13 protein-coding genes are annotated in these 17,640 nt (G+C 63.8%); 5 read left to right on the top strand and 8 right to left on the bottom strand.

From position 1 onward, the window contains the following. Positions 1-47 precede the first annotated feature (47 nt). The 7 genes from AC1DBE_RS08590 to AC1DBE_RS08560 all read right to left on the bottom strand — a co-directional run bounded on the left by AC1DBE_RS08590 (position 48) and on the right by AC1DBE_RS08560 (position 9,917). On the bottom strand, positions 48-2,402 hold the full coding sequence (locus AC1DBE_RS08590) for a hypothetical protein (RefSeq protein WP_476970254.1): 2,355 nt from the start codon (positions 2,400-2,402) through the stop codon (positions 48-50). Positions 2,403-2,628: 226 nt separating this feature from the next. After that, on the bottom strand, positions 2,629-3,387 hold the full coding sequence (locus AC1DBE_RS08585; protein ID WP_476970253.1) for a peptidoglycan-binding protein: 759 nt from the start codon (positions 3,385-3,387) through the stop codon (positions 2,629-2,631). A gap of 215 nt (positions 3,388-3,602) precedes the next feature. Next, positions 3,603-5,819: a S9 family peptidase gene (locus AC1DBE_RS08580; protein ID WP_476970252.1), complete on the bottom strand. Its 2,217-nt coding sequence runs from the start codon at positions 5,817-5,819 to the stop codon at positions 3,603-3,605. 24 nt (positions 5,820-5,843) lie between these two features. Continuing rightward, positions 5,844-6,914 (bottom strand): LCP family protein, encoded by a 1,071-nt coding sequence (locus tag AC1DBE_RS08575; RefSeq protein WP_476970251.1) that lies wholly within the window; start codon positions 6,912-6,914, stop codon positions 5,844-5,846. A 52-nt stretch (positions 6,915-6,966) separates the two neighbouring features. Further along, positions 6,967-8,034, bottom strand: coding sequence for an LCP family protein (locus tag AC1DBE_RS08570; RefSeq protein ID WP_476970250.1), 1,068 nt, complete (start codon positions 8,032-8,034; stop codon positions 6,967-6,969). Positions 8,035-8,175: 141 nt separating this feature from the next. Then, positions 8,176-8,766 carry an arsenate reductase/protein-tyrosine-phosphatase family protein gene (locus AC1DBE_RS08565; protein ID WP_476970249.1) on the bottom strand — a complete coding sequence of 197 codons (591 nt, stop codon included), beginning with the start codon at positions 8,764-8,766 and terminating at the stop codon, positions 8,176-8,178. Positions 8,767-8,843: 77 nt separating this feature from the next. Next, positions 8,844-9,917 (bottom strand): LCP family protein, encoded by a 1,074-nt coding sequence (locus AC1DBE_RS08560; RefSeq protein WP_476970248.1) that lies wholly within the window; start codon positions 9,915-9,917, stop codon positions 8,844-8,846. 299 nt (positions 9,918-10,216) lie between these two features. Here AC1DBE_RS08560 and AC1DBE_RS08555 point away from each other — a divergent pair, with 299 nt between their 5' ends. Both AC1DBE_RS08555 and AC1DBE_RS08550 read left to right on the top strand, forming a co-directional pair. Further along, complete coding sequence (locus AC1DBE_RS08555; RefSeq protein ID WP_476970247.1) at positions 10,217-11,845, top strand: tyrosine-protein kinase domain-containing protein; 1,629 nt, start codon at positions 10,217-10,219, stop codon at positions 11,843-11,845. A 372-nt stretch (positions 11,846-12,217) separates the two neighbouring features. Continuing rightward, on the top strand, positions 12,218-13,648 hold the full coding sequence (locus tag AC1DBE_RS08550) for a BNR repeat-containing protein (RefSeq protein WP_476970246.1): 1,431 nt from the start codon (positions 12,218-12,220) through the stop codon (positions 13,646-13,648). A 13-nt stretch (positions 13,649-13,661) separates the two neighbouring features. On the opposite strand, the gene AC1DBE_RS08545 is transcribed toward AC1DBE_RS08550, so the two are convergent. After that, positions 13,662-15,053 (bottom strand): sugar transferase, encoded by a 1,392-nt coding sequence (locus AC1DBE_RS08545; protein WP_476970245.1) that lies wholly within the window; start codon positions 15,051-15,053, stop codon positions 13,662-13,664. 301 nt (positions 15,054-15,354) lie between these two features. Here AC1DBE_RS08545 and paaA point away from each other — a divergent pair, with 301 nt between their 5' ends. From paaA to paaC, 3 genes are read left to right on the top strand one after another with little or no spacing between them, the layout of a single operon-like run. Beyond that, a complete protein-coding gene (gene paaA, locus AC1DBE_RS08540; RefSeq protein WP_476970244.1) occupies positions 15,355-16,398 on the top strand; it encodes a 1,2-phenylacetyl-CoA epoxidase subunit PaaA in 1,044 nt (347 codons plus the stop codon). Continuing rightward, positions 16,395-16,715 (top strand): 1,2-phenylacetyl-CoA epoxidase subunit PaaB, encoded by a 321-nt coding sequence (paaB, locus tag AC1DBE_RS08535; RefSeq protein WP_476878612.1) that lies wholly within the window; start codon positions 16,395-16,397, stop codon positions 16,713-16,715. Before paaA ends, paaB begins: the two co-directional genes overlap by 4 nt. Further along, positions 16,712-17,638 (top strand): 1,2-phenylacetyl-CoA epoxidase subunit PaaC, encoded by a 927-nt coding sequence (gene paaC / locus AC1DBE_RS08530; RefSeq protein WP_476970243.1) that lies wholly within the window; start codon positions 16,712-16,714, stop codon positions 17,636-17,638. The genes paaB and paaC overlap by 4 nt, the downstream gene beginning before the upstream one ends. Positions 17,639-17,640 lie beyond the last annotated feature (2 nt).

The following is a 17,640-nucleotide window of genomic DNA, read 5'->3' as shown; positions in this document are numbered from 1 at the left end:
CAGCGAGCAACACCAGCGGAGGACCAACCCCCACCACCCAGCAAGCCCTACGGCGCCGGCGGGACCGTGTCCGTGGGGGCAGCCGTCGTCGCCGGGGCGGGGTCGACGACGCCGCCGGACGGCTGCCCGGGAGCAGGCGCCAAGGTGGGTGCAGGCGCTGGCCCTCCCGGAGCAGGGGCACCCGGAGCGACGGTTTCACCCGGCGCTGGAGCAGCCGTCTGGCCGGGGACAGGCTGCTCCGTGGAGCCGCCCGTCGAGCCGGTGCTTGGCGCCGGCGTCGAACCCGGTGAGGACGTCCCCGACGGAGAAGCGGCTCCGGCCGGTGTGGCACTCGGATCCGTCCGGACGATCTCCATGATTTGTTCCTTGAAGCCGTTCAGTTTGCCTTGGATCTCCGAGAGCGGGACGTTCTGGATATTTCCGGCGTACTCCGCGATCTGCCGCCACAAATCGTTGAGCTTGGTCATCCCGTCCGCGCTCAACGGGCCGTCCAGCGTGAGGACCAGCTGGCTGGCGAGGGCGTAGGTCAGGCAGCGGAGGCAGTTGTAGTTGGCCGCGGTGGAGAGGTTCTCCGGGACAATCACGTTGGCCTGCCCCACAATCAGCACCACCTGGAAGCCCACAGCTACCGCGGCGCAGTCCTTGCAGCTGGCGAAGGCGTTGGCGTCGTTGCGGTTGCGGACGTCGGCGCCGTCGTCGGCCCAGACAAGGGCGAAGGCGACGTCGTACACCACGGAGCCGTCCTTGGTGTTCACGGCGAGTGCCTGGTTGCCGCCGTCCTGGGGTGGAGCAGGCTTGTCGAACGGGAACACCCAGGACGGAGCCGGAGCCGACGAGCCGGACCCACCCGAACCGGCAGCCTGCGCGGCCGGGTCGCGGGGCACCAGCACCATGCTCAACTGCGGGTTCTCGCGGGTGGGCTTACGGGCGCCCTGGGGCCAGAGAGCCACGGTCTTGCCCGACTGGCCCTCCTTCATGCCGGTGAGGGACTGCGCCGGGAAAGCGGTCGTGGTGATGTCGCTGAGGGTCCCGCGCTCGTACGGCTGGACGGGCCGGTACGTCTCCGCGCCGGGCCACCATGCCCAGGCCAGGCCTGCGGTGACGGCCAGGATGGCCGCCATCGCGACGCCGCGCTGGAGGGTCTTGCCCCGGGTCTTGGCCCAGAGTCCGGTGACGAACTGCCGCCCCAGGCGCAGCAGGATGTAGAAGATGCCCAGAACCGGCAGGCCGATGCAGATGATCGCCAGCACACGCACCGCGGCGTCGGCAAAGTCCCCGGCGGAGAGGCTGTGTGCGAACATGGCCTCCTGCTTGGCAGCGTTGTCCCACGCGGTGCCGAGGACGCGCGGGAGGGTCAGCACCATGCTGAGCAGGCTGAACACCAGGAGCGGCACCGTGACGAGGACCCAGACCGTAACGACTGCCCTGGCCCACGGCTTGAGTAGCTGGGCCTCGGGGTCAGTCTTCCGCCAGGGAATGAGGGCCAGCAGGGTCGGCTTGATCCGCTGGAACAGGTCCGGGACGCCGGTGGCGTCGGCCAGGATGTGGTAGCCGTCGAAACGGATCATCGGCATCAGCTGCCGGACCATCTGCAGGATCTGGGTGACCACCACCAGCAGCAGCGCGTCAAAGCCGGTGGCCCACCAGACACCCATAATGGCGACGGCGACAATCGCGTTGAAGTACAGCCCGCCGAGGTCCGTGCGGATCCGGCCGCCCCGGCCCAGCCGGTACGAATCGGTGACGTCCGTGTAGAACGCCGGCCACATCAGGTACAAACCGGTTCCCATGGCGCCCGGCGTGGCACCGCCGCGGCGGGCCGCAGCAGCGTGGCCGAATTCGTGGAACCCGGCTGAGAGCACCGTGACGAGCAGGATCAGCAGCACCAGGCCGGGGTTGGCGAAGGCTTCATGGGTGGCGGAGGCGAGCCCCTTGACCATCAGCACCCACCAGCACGTCGCGAGGAAGGCAGCCGTCACCGCCACCACAATCAGCGGGTTGAAGAGCGCGGCGAACGGCGACGTGATTTTCCGGGTGCGCTCCGGATCCGTCACCGAGTAGCGGAACCGCATGCCCAGCAGCGGATTGGACTTCTTGACCTCCGGTTGCGAGCCGTCCGCCAGGCGCAGGAGACCCAGGGGGAGCAACTGGGAGTCGATCAGCGTCCGCACGTTCTCGGCACTGATGGGTTTGCCGGTCGCCTCGCCCGCGTGCTCCGCGATCTCCTCCAGTCCGCGCTGCCCGTCGACGGCCTCGAGCACCAAATAGAGCAGCCGCGTCAGCTGGATGGTCTGCCCGTCGGCGCGCCGGACCAGTGAGGGCGCCTGCTTGTAGCCGGAGCCCTTGGTCTCGCCGAGCAGCTGGACGCCGTCGGCCAAGGCCGGCGGCGGCAGGGTGCCCACTGTAGAGGACGACGCCGGAAGGCCGGGTTCCGCTCCCGGCGCGCCAGGGGGGCCGGCCGTGCCAGCCGCGCCGGGAGCCGTCGCCCCGGCCGTGCCAGCCGCGCCGGGAGCCGTCGCCCCAGCCACGCCCGACGCTGCGGATCCGGTGGCCGACGTCCCATCGCCGGACAGGGCCGGAGGGCCGCCCTGGTCGGACGGCCCCCCGTAAACGATGCTCATCTGCGTGCTACTGCTTCAGGTCGGACTGCTGGTCGGCTGAAGCCGTGGCATTGCCGTGGATGTCCTGGTTGATGATGGCATCCTGGTGGGCTACGGCGTAGGCCTGGCTGTCGATGGAGCCGATGTTGGCGCCAACCGCGGCGTCGATCGGCGCCGCAACGTTGGCGTTGGCGGCCACGGCACCGTTGATCGGGGCGGCGATGCCGGCGTTGGCGTCCAGGTTGACGTTGACGTCGAGCAGGTTGCCGTTCAGGGCACCCGCGGCACCGGCACCAACACCGCCAAGGTCCGGAGTGGTTCCGCCGGGCAGCACACCGCCGGGGACAATGCCGCCGTCGGTAGTCCCGGTGGGAACCGCCGTCGGATCGACAGCAGGGACGGCGGCCGGATCCACCGCAGCCGGAGCAGCCGCGGGATCTGCCGTTGCCGGCGCAGCAGTAGCGCCGCCGTCGGCAGCGGCGCCCTGGTCGATGGCGCTGTCCTGCACGGAGTGGGCCGTGGCGTCGCCGGTGATGCCCTGGTTGATGAGGGTTCCCTGGTCCGCCAGGGCCTGCGAGTCCGACCCCACGGAGAGAACGTTGGCTGAGGCTCCGGCATCGATCGGGGCCGCGACGTTAGCGTTCGCCGCGACGCCGAGGTCGATCGGAGCGGCGGCGCTGATGCCGAGATTCAGGTCGGCATTCAGATCCAGGACGGACGCGACTTCCTTGTCCGGGAGCGCGGTGGCGCCTTCGGCCAGCAGTTCCTCGTCAGACAGGCCGCTCATAGCTCGTTCAGTACTCACGAATGACTCCAGTTCCGGCACGGTTTTGTGCTGCCCCCAGTGAGCAGTGTCTCCACCGACGTGCCTAGTGCAGGTCAATAGTAAGCATGATGATCAAATTTTGGTACACGCGGGATCTGAAATCCCGATCGATTGCTCCGTAGGGGCCCTTTTGGACCCTCAAAACGGCGGTTACGGGGCAATCGATCGGGGAGGGGCTACCTCAGACCGGCTCCCGGGAGCAGCGCGGCCGCACCGAGGGAGTCCGCGACGAACGCGTAGTCCCAGGCCCGTTCCCGCCACTGGACGTACCGGCCGGAGGCGCCGCCGTGGCCGCCGTCCATCTCGATCTTCATCACGATCGGCTCGCTGCCGGTGTTCTCCTCGCGCAGCCGCTGCACCCATTTGGCGGGCTCCACATAGAGCACCCGGGTGTCATTGAAGCTGGTGACGGCGGCAATCTTCGGATACGCCGCCGCCCGGACGTTTTCGTACGGGGTGTAGGACTTCATGTAGGCGTACACCTCGGGGTCCGTGATGGGATTGCCCCATTCCTCCCACTCCAGGGCGGAGAGCGGGAGCTCCGGGTCCAGGATGGTGGTCAGGGCATCCACGAACGGGACCGCGGCGACAATCGCCGCGTACTTCTCCGGCGCCAGGTTGGCCACGGCGCCCATCAGCAGGCCGCCGGCCGAGCCGCCCATGGCCGCGATCCGGGCCGGGTCCACCCAGCCGGATCCGGCGAGCCAGTCGGTCGCGGCGATGAAGTCGGTGAAGGTGTTCTTCTTGTGCAGCTTCTTACCGTCGTCGTACCAGTGCCGGCCCAGCTCTCCGCCGCCACGGATGTGCGCGATCACAAACACAATGCCGCGGTCCAGCAGCGAAAGCCGCGGGATGCCGAAGCCCGGATCCATGCTCAGCTCGTACGAGCCGTACCCGTAGACCAGGCCGGCCGCCGTCGAATCCGGAGCCACCGAGGCGTGCCGGAGCACCGAGAGCGGGATCCGGGTCCCGTCCGCGGCCTCTGCCCACTCCCGGGTGGCCACGTAGTCCGCCGCCGAGTAGCCGCCCAGTACCGGGCTTTCCTTCCGCAGCAGCAGTTCCCCGGCGGGCTGGTCCGGGGTGGGGAGCACAAAGTCGTAGACCCGCGACGGCGTGAAGTAGGAGGTGTAGCCCATCCGGATCACGGGGGCCTCGTAGTCGGAGCCGGCCACACCGGCGGTGTAGAGCTCCTCGTCGAAGGCCGGTTCCACCGGGTCGCCCTGTTCCGGGGTGCCGAGCCCGGCCAGCGGCAGGACCTGCACCCGCTCGATGGTGTCCTTGCGGATGGACAGCACCAGGTGGGTGGACGTGACGCCGGCGCCGTTGACGCGGACCTCGTCCGAGTGCGCGACGACGGTCCGCCAGTGCTGCTCGGCTGCCGGTTTGGCCAGTTCGGCCGGATCGACAAGCGAGACCATGGAGTTGATGGCGCCCTTGTTGTGGGTCAGCAGGATGGCTTCGGAGGCCTCGCCGTCCGGGCCGGTCAGCAGGAACGGTTCCGCTTCGTACAGGATGCGCTCGTCGCGTGAGATCACGGTGGTCAGCCCGGCGTCCGGCGCATCAAAGCGCAGCAGCCGGGTCTCGCTGAACTCCGAGCAGCCGATGCCCAGCACCAGGTGGCGCCGGTCCGCGGAGAGCTCGAAGCCGAGCCACATCGCGACGTTGTCCTCCTGGTAGATCACTTCGTCATCGGTGACGGGCGTGCCCAGCACGTGGGACTTCACCTGGTACGGGCGCCAGGACGCGTCCACCACGGTGTAGAAGATCCGGGTGCCGTCAGGGGAGAAGGAGACGCCGTAGAAGACGTTCTCAATCACGTCGGGCAGCAGTTCCCCGGTCCGGAGGTCCTTGATCCGCAGCGTAAAGCGCTCGTCGCCGGCGTTGTCCACGGCGTAGGCATACAGGTTCCCGTCGATGGTCACCGCGGAGCCGCCGACGGCGAAGAACGGCTTGCCCTCGGCCTCCACGTTCCCGTCCAGCAGCACTTCCTCGCCCGGAATCCCGACGCCGACCTCGACGGCGGGCGGCGTCCAGTCCGCTACCCGATCACCGCTGTCCTGCGCGCGGACGCGGCACTGGATGCCGTACTCCTTGCCCTCCACGGAAAGGGTATAGTACCACCAGCCGTCCTTGCGGTTCGGCACGGAGAGGTCGGTTTCCTGGGTGCGACCCTTGATCTCCTGGAAGATTGCCTCGCGCAGCGGTTCCTGATGGGCGGTCACGGCCTCCTGGTAGGCGTTCTCGGCCTGCAGGAGTTCCACCACCTCCGCGGATTCCTTGTCCCGGAGCCACTCGTAGTTGTCCTCGAAGACGTCCCCGTGGTGGGTCCGCTGGAAAGGAACCTTCTTGGCGACGGGGGGCTGCGGTGAGGGCCGAACGGGAGTCTGCGTCATGGACTCAATCTACCGAACCCCGGCTCAGTTGCCGTTCTGGAGCTTATGTACGGCCACGTAGGTGTCCAGTTTGTTGGCGCGCAGGGCCGCGGCAACGCCGGCCGTAGCCGCAGGATCCTGAAGCACGATTGACTGGCCGTCGGCGCTGGTGCCGACGCCGGCCGTCGGCAGCGTGAAGAACACCCCGCCGCCCGCGGGGGTGGTGCGGAAGCTGTATGTGAGGCGCGTCAGGGTTTCGAGCGTCAGGGCAGGGCTCACCGTGATCCGGGGCAGCGCGATCGCCGCCACTTTGCGGGCGGTGGCGCGGTCCTTGACGCTTTGCTTGACCACCTTGGCCAGCACCGCCTTGAGGAAGCTCTGCTGGTTCCGGACCCGCTGGTAGTCCCCGTCGACAAATGCCTTGCGTTCGCGGACGAAGTCCAGTGCCCGGGCGCCCTTCAGCCGGTTAACGCCAGCGGGGAAATGGACCGCCGGGTCGATCGAGGACGTGAAGGCCTGCTTCACGTTGACGTCAACGCCGCCAACGGCATCGTTGAGGGCGGTGAAAGTCTGGAAGTCGACCATGACCGTCTGGTTGATGTGCTGGCCCAGCAGGGACTCGACAGTCCGTGTGGCCAGCGGGATGCCGCCCATTTGCAGGCTCGCGTTAATTTTCGCTTCGCCGTGGCCGGGGATGGTGACCCAGAGGTCCCGCATCAGGGAGATGCCGTAGACCCGCTGGCGGTTCGCAGGGACGTGGATGAACACCATGGTGTCGGCCCGTTGGTCAGCCGCCTTGCCCGCTGCGGCCGCGCCCCTCTGGTCCACGCGGCTGTCGCTGCCGATCAGCAGGATGTTCAGCGCGGTGGGCGCCGGCTCCGGCGTCGGCTTGGTACTGGGCTTCGGCGTGGCCTTGGGCGTCGCGCTCGGGGTGGGGCTCGGGACCGGCGCGGCGGTCTCGGAGCGGGGTGCCAGCAGGAACGCCGCGGTTGCGACGCCGGCGGTCAGCAACAGCGCGAGGGCGACAATCAGGATCCGGCGCCGCCTTCTGTCCGCCGGCGGGGCCGGTGGCGGAGGTGGTGCTGCCGGTGGGTCTGCGGGTTCAGGCGTGGCCATGACGGGACAGTATCACCGCCGCCCGCGCCCGGGCCGCCGCACACGGCGGTGATCAGTTGCCGTTTTCCAACTTGTTCGCCGTGACGTACTCGCCCAGCTTGTCCGAGGCCATTGCCCCGGCAAGGTCCTGGATGGCTTTCGGGTCCGCCACCACAATTGACTGGCCGTCCGCGGACGTCCCGACGCCCCCGGTCGGCAGGGTGAACATCACGGTGTTCTGCGACCGGATGTTCCGCAGTTCGAAGGCCAGACCGCCCACCGTGGCGGAGTCCATCCCCTTATCCACAGGCAGGAACGGCGCGACAGCACCCACCATGTTGTTGACGGTCACCGTGTTGGTCAGTGTTGAGCCGGAGATTGACTTCTTGATGATTTCCCGCAGGAACTCCTGCTGGTTGCGGACCCGCTGGTAGTCGCCGTCGGCGTAGGCGTGGCGCTCGCGGACGAAGGCCAGTGCTTCAGTGCCGTTGAAGGTGTGCTCGCCGGGAGCGTAGGTCTTGCCGGGCAGGGCATCCGAGGTGAAGGGCAGCTTGATGTTCACGGTGACCCCGCCCAGGGCGTCCGTGAGGCCCTTGAACCCTTCGAAATCGACCGTGGCGACGTGGTCGATGCGCTGCTTGAAGAGGGATTCGATGGTCTGCACCATCAGTGGGGTGCCGCCGAGGGCCAGCGCTGCGTTGATCTTCGCCTCGCCGTGGCCGGGAATGGTTACCCAGAGGTCGCGCATAACGGAAATGGAGTAGATGTGCTGGCGGTCCGCCGGGATGTGCAGGAGGATCAGCGTGTCGGCGCGCTGATCCGAGGCGGCCGCGCCGGCATTGTCCGCCCCGGCGGCTCCGCGGCTGTCGCTGCCCATCACCAGGATGTTCATCGCGCCCTGCGCGGCACCGTTCTTTGCCGGGCGGGTCGAATCGGCCGGGAAGGCCTGTTCAAGCTTGTGGGTGCCGGAGTCCCAGGTGTGCGCCAGGTTGAAGAGGTAGCCGCCGGCCGCCACAGCGACCAGTGCCACCACCACGGCCACGGCGATCAACACCTTGCGTCCGCGTCGCTTCCTGACGAGGTGCGGCGCACGGGGTGCCGGCTCGGGAGTGTGGGCGTCGGGGTCGAACGGGTGTATCATGTCGTCCTCAAGGTCGGCCGGCCAGTTGTCCGGGTAGTGGCCCCCGCTACCAACTTAACACCGCAGCCGCACCACCGGTGGATCGGCCGGCGGAATGAGAGGCGATACTGTGTGATTTCGGCAGATCAGCAGCAACCAGGGCTACGGGCTGATGAATCTGGAAAAACGCAGGATGCCCTCGACCGCGGGTGCCAGCTCATTTTCCATTTGCTCGTAGACCTCCGGCCCGCGCCGGTAGGGGTCCACGACATCGTCTTCGCCAGACATTCGAGCCAGCGCAAGATGCCTAACTGCAGCGGCACGTGAAGCTAGATTGCGCCAGTTCGTGCTCCCGTCGCCCAGGTTGTCTGCGTCGCGCTCCTCCAAGACGTCGAGCATCCGTGCGAATTCGCGAATCGTAAAAGTCCTTCTGAGAAGCGCTGGACTCACGTGCAGAACTTCCGTGCGGTGGCCAGAGTCCATGGTGAGCACAAGATCCTGCTCGCGCAGAATGGGTGCAGTAATTTGGCGAGCGCTGAAGCTCGCCGCGGATCCGCCGTAGAGACGGATGATCTCCGCCGATCGCGGCTGGGCAGGATCACCGACCATCGCTCGAGTTCCCGCGCTTCTGACTTCGAAGCGCCCTGGGTGTATCTGATCCAGGCCGGCCTGCAGGAGCCTTTCCGCAACGGGGGACCTGCAGATGTTTCCTGTGCAAACTGTCAGTATGCGGATTGGTGAAATCGGTTCCACGGGTATGTGTCTTTTCCTTGGCGACGGCAGTGGTTAATGAGTCATGGAGAGGGGAGGGCCAGCTGAGGCGCCGAGAACTAGTTCCCCTTTTGCAGATTATTCGCCCGAACATAGCTGTCCATTCGGTCCTGCTTCAGAGCGGCGGCAATGCTTTCGATGGCGGCAGGGTCCGTCAGGACAATTGACTGTCCGTCGGCGGAGGTCCCGATGCCCTTAGTTGGGAGCGTAAACATTGTCACGCCGTCCTGACGTATGTTCCTGAGTTCGACCGCCAGGCCGGCGAGGCTCGCAGCATCGAGGCCCTTATCGACACCGATGAAAGGAGAAACTGAACTCACAAGCGAGTTAACAGTCAAGGGGTTAGCCAAGGTGTTGGCGTCCATTGTCTTCCGAAGGATGGCTTTGAGGAACTCTTGTTGATCGCGAACCCGCTGATAGTCGCCGTCCGCGAAGGCGTAGCGTTCGCGGACGAAAGCCAGGGCTTCTTCTCCTGACATGATCTGCTTGCCGGCATCAAAGTAGTGTCCCTTTAGATGCGTTGGTTCAAAGGGTATCTTGACGTCTATTTCCACGCCGCCAAGGGCGTCGGTCAAACCCTTGAAACCTTCGAAGTCCACCATCGCTACGTGGTCAATTCGCTGTTTGAAAATTGATTCCATTGTCTGCACCATTAGCGGTACCCCGCCCAAGGCCAGTGCAGCATTGATCTTTGCGTTGCCGTGTCCCGGGATATCAACCCAAAGGTCACGCATGACCGATATCGTGTAGATCTTCTGGCGATCCGCGGGTATGTGCATGAGCATGAGGGTGTCGGCGCGTTGGTCTGATGCGACTCCATTCGCTGCTTCGGTTTCGCTTGCGCCGCGGCTGTCAGAGCCCAGAATCAGGATGTTCATAGCAGCTTTGCCGTCGACGGGTGCTGACTTCTGTGGGCGGTTCGATTCGGCGGGAAAAGCGGTTTCGATTTTGGTGCTGTTGGAGTCGAAGGTTCGCGCCAAATTGAAGAGAAATCCTCCAGCCACAACAGCGGCCAGAACGAGGAAGGCCAGAATTCCGAGCAGGAGCTTCCGGCCCTTCCGAGGCCCAGGCTTGGTCCTCGGCTGCGGTTCGTTGTCGGAAGGATTTGCTTCGGAATCAAAAGGCGCCGTCATGAGTCCCCAATGGTCGGTTGAATCGTCACAGAGAAGATCTGCTTCGGAACCCCAATTCTTTCACATGAAGTGAGGTTCCCCTGGAGGTGCCGCACACCTCTAGGGCCGGGGGGATGGGATCTCTTTGCCATTCAGCGTGGTGCAAAAAAAGACGGAGCCAGGCCTTGCTGCGGCGTCATACGGCTCACGCCGGGGATTCACGAATGGCCGCACGCATCGGTGGCAGAATCTCATTACGTATGACGTAAAATGGTTACTTGTGCAGGCCGCTGTGGCCTCGCGGGGGAGGGTAACAAAGCATGAGCGGTGTGGATACCGGGATGGTCGATCAGCGATCGGCCGGGCTCACGTTGGCTGACTACGTCAGGGTGGCGCGGATCCATTGGAAGGGTGTCGTGGCGTTTACGCTGCTGACCACTTTGCTTGCGTTCGCTTGGACCCTGTTCCAGCCACGAATTTATGCAGCAGAATCGAGCGGCATAGTTGTCACGGGAGGGGCGGACAACCTCAGTCTCTCTCTTGCAGGTGACAACCTGTCCAAGTCCAAGGCCAAAAACTACAAGTCTGTGGCGAGCTCTCGCCTCGTAGCAGACAGGGTCATCGCTGCCTTGCGGCTGAAGACCACCGCGGATGAATTGCTTCGCACCGTTAATGTGTCCGTGCCGGTGGACACCGCCGACATAAGAATTTCCGCGTCCTCTCCGGACCCGGCGACCGCGCAGCGTGTAGCTGATGCTTGGGTCGTCGCCCTGGCTGACCAGGTTAAGGACATCGAGACAACGACAGCAACCGAGAGCGCAGCGCAGCCGGTAATGCCGTCGGTTCGTGTAGTTCCGCTTGGAAAGGCCGTCGCACCAACGAGCCCGGTTACGCCCAATGTGAAGATTGCCCTAGCTCTTGGGGCACTCGTTGGCCTTCTAGCCGGCATTGGCTATGCCCTTCTTCGCAATCATCTCGATCGCCGCATCAGGACTGCAGCCGAAATTGAACGGGTCTTCGGGGTGCCGGTCATCGGAACTATTCCAGTGGATCATCGACTCGATGAGAAGAGCAAGGTACTTGACGCCGGGCCGCTGACCGTTCATAGCGGAGACCGGGGTAATCACGCCATCTCCGAGGCGCTGAGGGAACTCCGAACGAACTTGAGCTTCCTGGACGTGGACAACCCACCTCGGATTATTGTCGTAACAAGCTCCGTTCCGTCTGAAGGTAAGTCGACCGTGACCGCCAATTTGGCTGTCACGATGGCCGCGGCCGGCGAAAACGTCGTGGTCGTTGACGGAGATCTCCGGCGTCCGACCGTAGTGGATGTATTTGGGTTGGTTCCCGGTGTTGGAGTTACCGACGTGCTCAGCGGTCAGGCGAGCGTGGAAGACGTTTTGCAGCCGTGGGGAGCACTTCCGAACCTGGCAGTCCTTGGGTCGGGTCGAATTCCTCCGAACCCTAGCGAATTGCTTGGTTCCCGGGCCATGAAGAATCTGCTGGCCGAGCTCTCTCATTCCGCCGTGGTACTGATTGACGCGCCGCCTCTTTTGCCAGTCACGGATGCTGCGGTGTTGTCGCGGATTTCCGACGGGGCAATCGTCGTAGTCAGGGCCGGGAGGACCACCCAGGAACAGCTAGGGAAGTCGCTCGGGAACCTGAACAGGGTCCGCGGTCACGTACTCGGGACAATATTGAACTACGTCCCGACTACCGGTGCTGACGCATACGCCTATTACGGAACTTACGGGTCCAAGAATCAGATTGAAGCGGTAGTACCTGACGCCAAGCGCGTCGGTGAGGGCTTCGGGGAGCGCATTCTGGAACGCGCTCGCGAGACTTATCAGGAAGAGACCGATTTCGAGAAGTTGCTGTTTGAGCCTGACGCTACGACTGGCCCGCACGTGTTTGCTCCTGTGCGGTCGGGTCGCCGGCTGGGAAACTGAGTCGCCCCGCTCCAGCACGACTAGGTCGATATGCAACTGGGGTAACTGTCCTTCGGGGCCACTGGCCAGACTAAATCAAGGTCCAGGGATTTCATCCCATGGAGTCCCGGATCTGATAGTCGCAAGTCAGTTTTGTTTGGCCGGGCGCTATTGTTCGGAAACTACTTCCGAGCATAAATCGACAATAAGTGTTTTTTGTGTTTCATCCAAGTATTGATGGCGCAGAAAACGGGTAGGTGGAATTCAACGTTTCTTGTTACCAAAGTGAACCCTGTTACTGAAGTTTCCTCTTGGGCCTAAATTTCAGACGATGGGGAAATTGTGAAGCGAAAGCATCTATTCCGAAAAAAAGCCCCCTGTTACCGTTCGCGCATGATCACGGGTGGCTTGACCGCAGCCTTCGCGGTATTACTCATAGCAACCAGCAACATGCTTGGTCCCGTTGAAATTCGGAGCCAACTCCCAGTTGCACCCACACCGACTGTGCTGGCGGGAGGGCCGCTGATCTGCGATAAGGACGCCGGTCCCTCCAGTTCAGTGACATCCCCGTCGTACAAGTACGCGTCGACCACACGCGTGGGGTCGACCTGGGCGGGTCAACCCGTTGGGCAATCCCTCCTTGTCGCCGGTAGCAGGCAATACGTTGCCTACTACGGCGCGAGTCGCCGGCTCATGGTCAAGACGCGTGTGGGCCTGGGCGCGTGGACTGCGAAGACTTTGGATACCCAGGTGGGTTGGGACAGCCACAATTATGTGACGATGGCGCTGGACTCCAAAGGCAACCTGCACGTGGCGGGAAATATGCATGCCACAAAACTTAACTACTACGTGACGACCATTCCCGGCAAGGTCGCTACGCTTCAGCGGGTCGGCACACTTGCGAATTCAAAACTTGAGTCCGCCGTAACTTACCCGCAGTTTCTTAAGAATTCTGCTGGTGGGTTGTTTTTCAAGTTTAGATACGGCGGAAGCGGCAGCGGAGTCGAGTACATATATCGTTTTGTTGCAGCTACAAAAAAGTGGCAGCTCGTAACCCCAAGGGGAATCTTGAACGGGCAAGGGACTAGCAGCGCTTATTCGAGCCCGCCAGTTCTTGGTCCGGATGGCTACTTTCACATGGTTTGGATGTGGCGGGATACCCCGGATGTGTCCACGAATCATTCGGCCTCATATGCAAAAACTAAAGATTTCATCCACTGGCAGAATCTCCAGGGAGCTGGATTGACCATGCCAATGACGAGACTCAGCAAGACTATTGTTGATCCTGCGACGGTTGGCTCCGGACTTGTTAACGGAATCATTGGGCTTGGTTTTGACAGCGCGAAGCATCCGATTATCAGCTACACCAAGCTGGATGCTGCCAGGGGTAACCAGCTTTTTGTTGCGCGGGGAGTAGCCCCGGGCGGGTGGCAGCGGTCGCAGGTAACTCGCTGGAACGGTGTATTTTCTGTCCGGGGGACTGGCAGTTTGAGTTTCCCCATCTCCACGGGATCGGTTACCGCAGCAGGAGCCGGGACGTTGCAGTTCAGTTATTCCTGCAATGGCAAGGGGCGCAATGTTGTGTTGGAGGAAAAGACTCTCGCGGTGATATCGGACCATCCGTCGACATCCCCATTTTCAGGATCGCCGATGATGCCGATGCTTCAACAGAATGCTCAACTGGTGACAAACCGGATAGCGACTCGCAGCGGTAGCAGCATCTTCTTCCTGCAATGGCGATCCATGCCAATCAACGGTGACAAGCCAGGGGCAGTGATCCCTCCGGCTGAGCCGCTCGTCATCCTGGAGTACAAGGCCGGTTAGCCAAGAGGTCGTCTTAGTAGGCGCCCCGCTTGGAGAGGACCGCACGAACAGTTTTGAACAGGATGACAAGATCCCCGGCGGGCGACCAGTTCTCGACGTAGTAGAGATCCAGTCTGACGCTCTCATCCCAGGACAGGTCAGATCGACCACTCACCTGCCATAGCCCCGTTATCCCCGGCAGGACATTCAGCCGGCGGTGGATGTGGTCCTCATAGGTCGCAACTTCCCGGGGAAGGGGCGGTCGCGGTCCGATGAGGCTCATTTTTCCTCGGAAGACGTCCCAAAGTTGCGGCAGCTCGTCGATCGAATAGCGACGCAGGAACTTGCCAGGTCTGGTAATACGGGGGTCCTTGCGGATCTTGAACAGCACTCCGTTGCCTTGGTTCTGGGCGGACAAGTCAATCACCAGCTCATCAGCATCGATTACCATGGTCCGGAACTTGTGCATCATGAACTCCTGGCCCTGAATGCCCACCCGCGGTTGCCGGTAAAGTACGGGACCGTTGTCTGCTTTCTTGATGGACACCGCGACTGCCGCCAATAGGGGCGACAGTACGATCAGTCCCAGTCCAGACAGGACAACATCCATGGCGCGCTTGAGTGTGTGCTTAGCGCCGGAATATTGAGGAAGCTCCACACTCATCAGGGGGAGACCATCGATGGGTCTCCAATGGATGCGTGGTCCTGCAATGTCGGTGAGCCGACTGGCCAGGACCAGGGAGGCGCCCGTCTTTTCAAGTTCCCAGCCAAGCGATTTGAGGAAATGCCGGCCGGCACCAACTGAGCCCGCCACTATGACCGACTGGGCGCGCATGTCATTGACGGTGGCAACAACTGATGTCAAAGTACCGACGGCAGGTACCTCCGATCCCTGCAAGGTCAGCACAGGACGGGTGTTGTCGTTGACGGAGCTCTCCTCGAGAATGGCGCCTACTACCCGGTACCCGGCGGCCGGAAGGCGTTCAATCTGGCTGGCCACGAACGCGACGTCGTTGCGATGACCGACAAGGACCGCCGTATCTGAATAGCGTCCGGCACGCCGCTGTTTCACAAGCCATAACCGGCAGACTTTACGCACTGCCAGCAACGCAACTAGCCCAACGGGGAATGCAAAAGCGAGGTAGCCTCGAGCGATGTCAAGTTTCAGCAGCATCGAAATGATGGCCAGTAGCCCAAACACGCTGAAAGTTGCCGTCATGACCCGCCGGTATTCTTCACTTCCGATGCCCAGGATCGCTGCTGCTCGGCTTTGGTTCACGCCTAGGGCGAGAAGCCACCCGGCCGCCAAAATAAGGGAAACAAGAGTGTAGCCAGCCTGGGATGTGAGGGACATGTCCTCATCGAATCCAAATCTCGCGATTTGGGCAGCGGCTACCGTCGAAGCAATAAGCAGTGCGTCCGCCACGAAGAGCTTTCGCCGGATTTTCGCCGCCCACCCGTTACGACGCGACGGATCCTTCTGCGCGAGCTCACCCTTGCTAGGTCTCCGAATGTCTTCGCTTTCGGCCGTAAAGCTCACTTTTCCCCCAAAGTGTATGCAAATCTGCTTTATTCTATGGCTCTCCCGAGGGGAGTAACAACATGCGTCTCCCGACGTCGCCGCCGGGAGGGCGGCGCCGTCGTCGTGTGCTTGACTCGTTTCCCGCCTTCCGCATATCCTGAACGAACGGTCGGTAATTATTTATCGGAAATGCATAGGAGCAACCATGGCATCGCAGACCCTGCAGTCAGTGCCCGCCGAGCCATCGCCGGCACGGCACGAGGCCAGGCACGAAATGAGCCCCGAGGACGCGGCCCGCTACGACGCCGAGGGCCAGGCCTACTTCGACAAGGTCATGGCGGACGATTCCCGGATCGAGCCCCGCGACTGGATGCCCCCGGCGTACCGCAAAACCCTGCTCCGCCAGATCTCCCAGCACGCCCACTCGGAGATCATCGGCATGCAGCCGGAAGCCAACTGGATCTCGCGTGCGCCGAGCCTGAAGCGCAAGGCCATCCTGATGGCGAAGGTCCAGGACGAGGCCGGCCACGGCCTCTACCTGTACTCCGCCGCCGAGACCCTGGGCCAGCCGCGCGACCAGATGATGCAGGACCTGATGGCCGGCAAGGCCAAGTACTCGTCCATCTTCAACTACCCGGCCCGGACCTGGGCCGACATGGGTGCCATCGGCTGGATGGTCGACGGCGCCGCTATCGCCAACCAGGTGCCGCTCTGCCGCGCCTCGTTCGGTCCCTACGGCCGCGCCATGGTCCGCGTGTGCAAGGAAGAGTCCTTCCATCAGCGGCAGGGCTTCGAGATCCTGCTTGAACTCTCGCACGGTACCCCCGAGCAGAAGCAGATGGCCCAGGACGCCGTGAACCGCTGGTACGCCCCCGCCCTGATGATGTTCGGTCCGCCGGACGACGACTCCCCCAACTCCAAGCAGTCCATGGCCTGGAACATCAAGCGCTTCAGCAACGACGAGCTCCGCAACCGCTTTGTCGGCATGATGATGGAGCAGGTCAAGGTCCTGGACCTCACCCTGCCGGACAAGGACATCCGCTTCAACGATGAAACCCGGAAGTGGGAGCACGGGCCCCTGGACTGGGACGAGTTCCATGAAGTCCTGGCCGGCCGCGGCCCGTGCAACGCCCAGCGCCTGGAACGGCGCCGCGACGCACACCAGAACGGCGCCTGGGTGCGCGAAGCCGCTGCCGCCTACGCGGAAAAGCAGGCAAAGAAGCTCGCAGAAAAGGAAACCGCAGCATGAGCCCCAACGTGGCCCCCACCCCCGAACCGCACGCAGGCAACGTCTGGCCCATCTGGGAAGTTTTTGTCCGCTCCAGCCGCGGGCTCTCCCACGTCCACGCCGGATCGCTGCACGCCCCGGATGCCGCCATGGCCCTGCGCAACGCCCGCGATCTCTACACCCGCCGCAACGAGGGTGTCTCCATCTGGGTTGTCCCCGCGGATGCCATCGCCTCCAGCGACCCGGACGCCAAGGGCGCCTTCTTCGAGTCGCCGCAGGGCAAGGACTACCGGCACGCGACGTACTACACCAAGAGCGAGGGCGTGAAGCACCTGTGAGCACCCCAGAGACCACCACCGAGACGGACCACGACGGCGGCCACGGCAACATTTCCGTCGGCGTCGCCGGGGCGGGCGCCGGGGGCGACGGCACAGCCAGCGCCACCCGCATCACCCCGGGCAACGCCCTCCGGCCCGAGGACATCGCCCTGGCCGTCAGCCGCGGGACCGCAAAGCCCAGCGAGGATGCCGCCGAACTCGCCCTGCGCCTGGGCGATGACGCCCTGATCCTGGCCCAGCGGCTGGCCCACTGGATTTCCCGTGCCCCTGAGCTTGAAGAAGACATCGCCCTGGGCAACATCGCACTGGACCAGCTGGGCCACGCCCGGTCGTTCCTGAGCTACGCCGGGGGACTGGACGGCCGGAGCGAGGACGATCTCGCCTACTTCCGCCGCGAACACGAGTTCCGTTCGGTGGAACTCTTCGAACAGCCCAACGGTGACTTCGCGGTCACCATCGCCCGCCAGTTCGTCGTCAGCTACTACCAGTTCGAGCTCTACCGCCGTCTGGCCGAATCCACCGACGCCACCCTCGCCGGGATCGCGGCCAAGGCCGTCAAGGAAGTGGATTACCACCGCGACCACAGCGCCCAGTGGGTGCTGCGCCTCGCGCTCGGGACGGAGGAATCCCGCGAGCGGATGATCCACGGCTTCAAGGTCATCTGGCCGTATGTGGAGGAGCTCTTCCGCGACGACGAGCTCACCGCCCGCCTCAGCGACTCCGGCGTCTCCGTCCAGCCCTCCAGCCTGCGCGCCGACTTCGACCGGCTCACCGCGGAGGTCCTGGCCGAGGCCGAACTCGAGGTTCCGCAGGTCCAGCCCGCCCCCGGCGGTGGACGCCGCGGCCTCCACTCCGAGCACCTCGGCTACCTCCTCGCCGAGATGCAGGTCCTGGCCCGTGAATTCCCCGGAGCGAGCTGGTAACC

It is taken from the genome of Arthrobacter sp. 10T416 (assembly GCF_056394165.1).
The sequence above is the reverse complement of the archived record's forward strand: the minus strand, read 5'-3'. Positions and strand labels throughout refer to the sequence as shown.

Bases quoted from the DNA above. Each gene is read 5' to 3' on its own strand.
- paaA (WP_476970244.1), top strand. From the start codon at position 15,355: ATGGCATCGCAGACCCTGCAGTCAGTGCCCGCCGAGCCATCGCCGGCA.
- AC1DBE_RS08585 (WP_476970253.1), bottom strand. From the start codon at position 3,387: ATGAGCGGCCTGTCTGACGAGGAACTGCTGGCCGAAGGCGCCACCGCG.
- AC1DBE_RS08555 (WP_476970247.1), top strand. From the start codon at position 10,217: ATGAGCGGTGTGGATACCGGGATGGTCGATCAGCGATCGGCCGGGCTC.
- AC1DBE_RS08550 (WP_476970246.1), top strand. From the start codon at position 12,218: ATGATCACGGGTGGCTTGACCGCAGCCTTCGCGGTATTACTCATAGCA.
- AC1DBE_RS08575 (WP_476970251.1), bottom strand. From the start codon at position 6,914: ATGGCCACGCCTGAACCCGCAGACCCACCGGCAGCACCACCTCCGCCA.
- AC1DBE_RS08570 (WP_476970250.1), bottom strand. From the start codon at position 8,034: ATGATACACCCGTTCGACCCCGACGCCCACACTCCCGAGCCGGCACCC.
- AC1DBE_RS08560 (WP_476970248.1), bottom strand. From the start codon at position 9,917: ATGACGGCGCCTTTTGATTCCGAAGCAAATCCTTCCGACAACGAACCG.
- AC1DBE_RS08580 (WP_476970252.1), bottom strand. From the start codon at position 5,819: ATGACGCAGACTCCCGTTCGGCCCTCACCGCAGCCCCCCGTCGCCAAG.
- paaB (WP_476878612.1), top strand. From the start codon at position 16,395: ATGAGCCCCAACGTGGCCCCCACCCCCGAACCGCACGCAGGCAACGTC.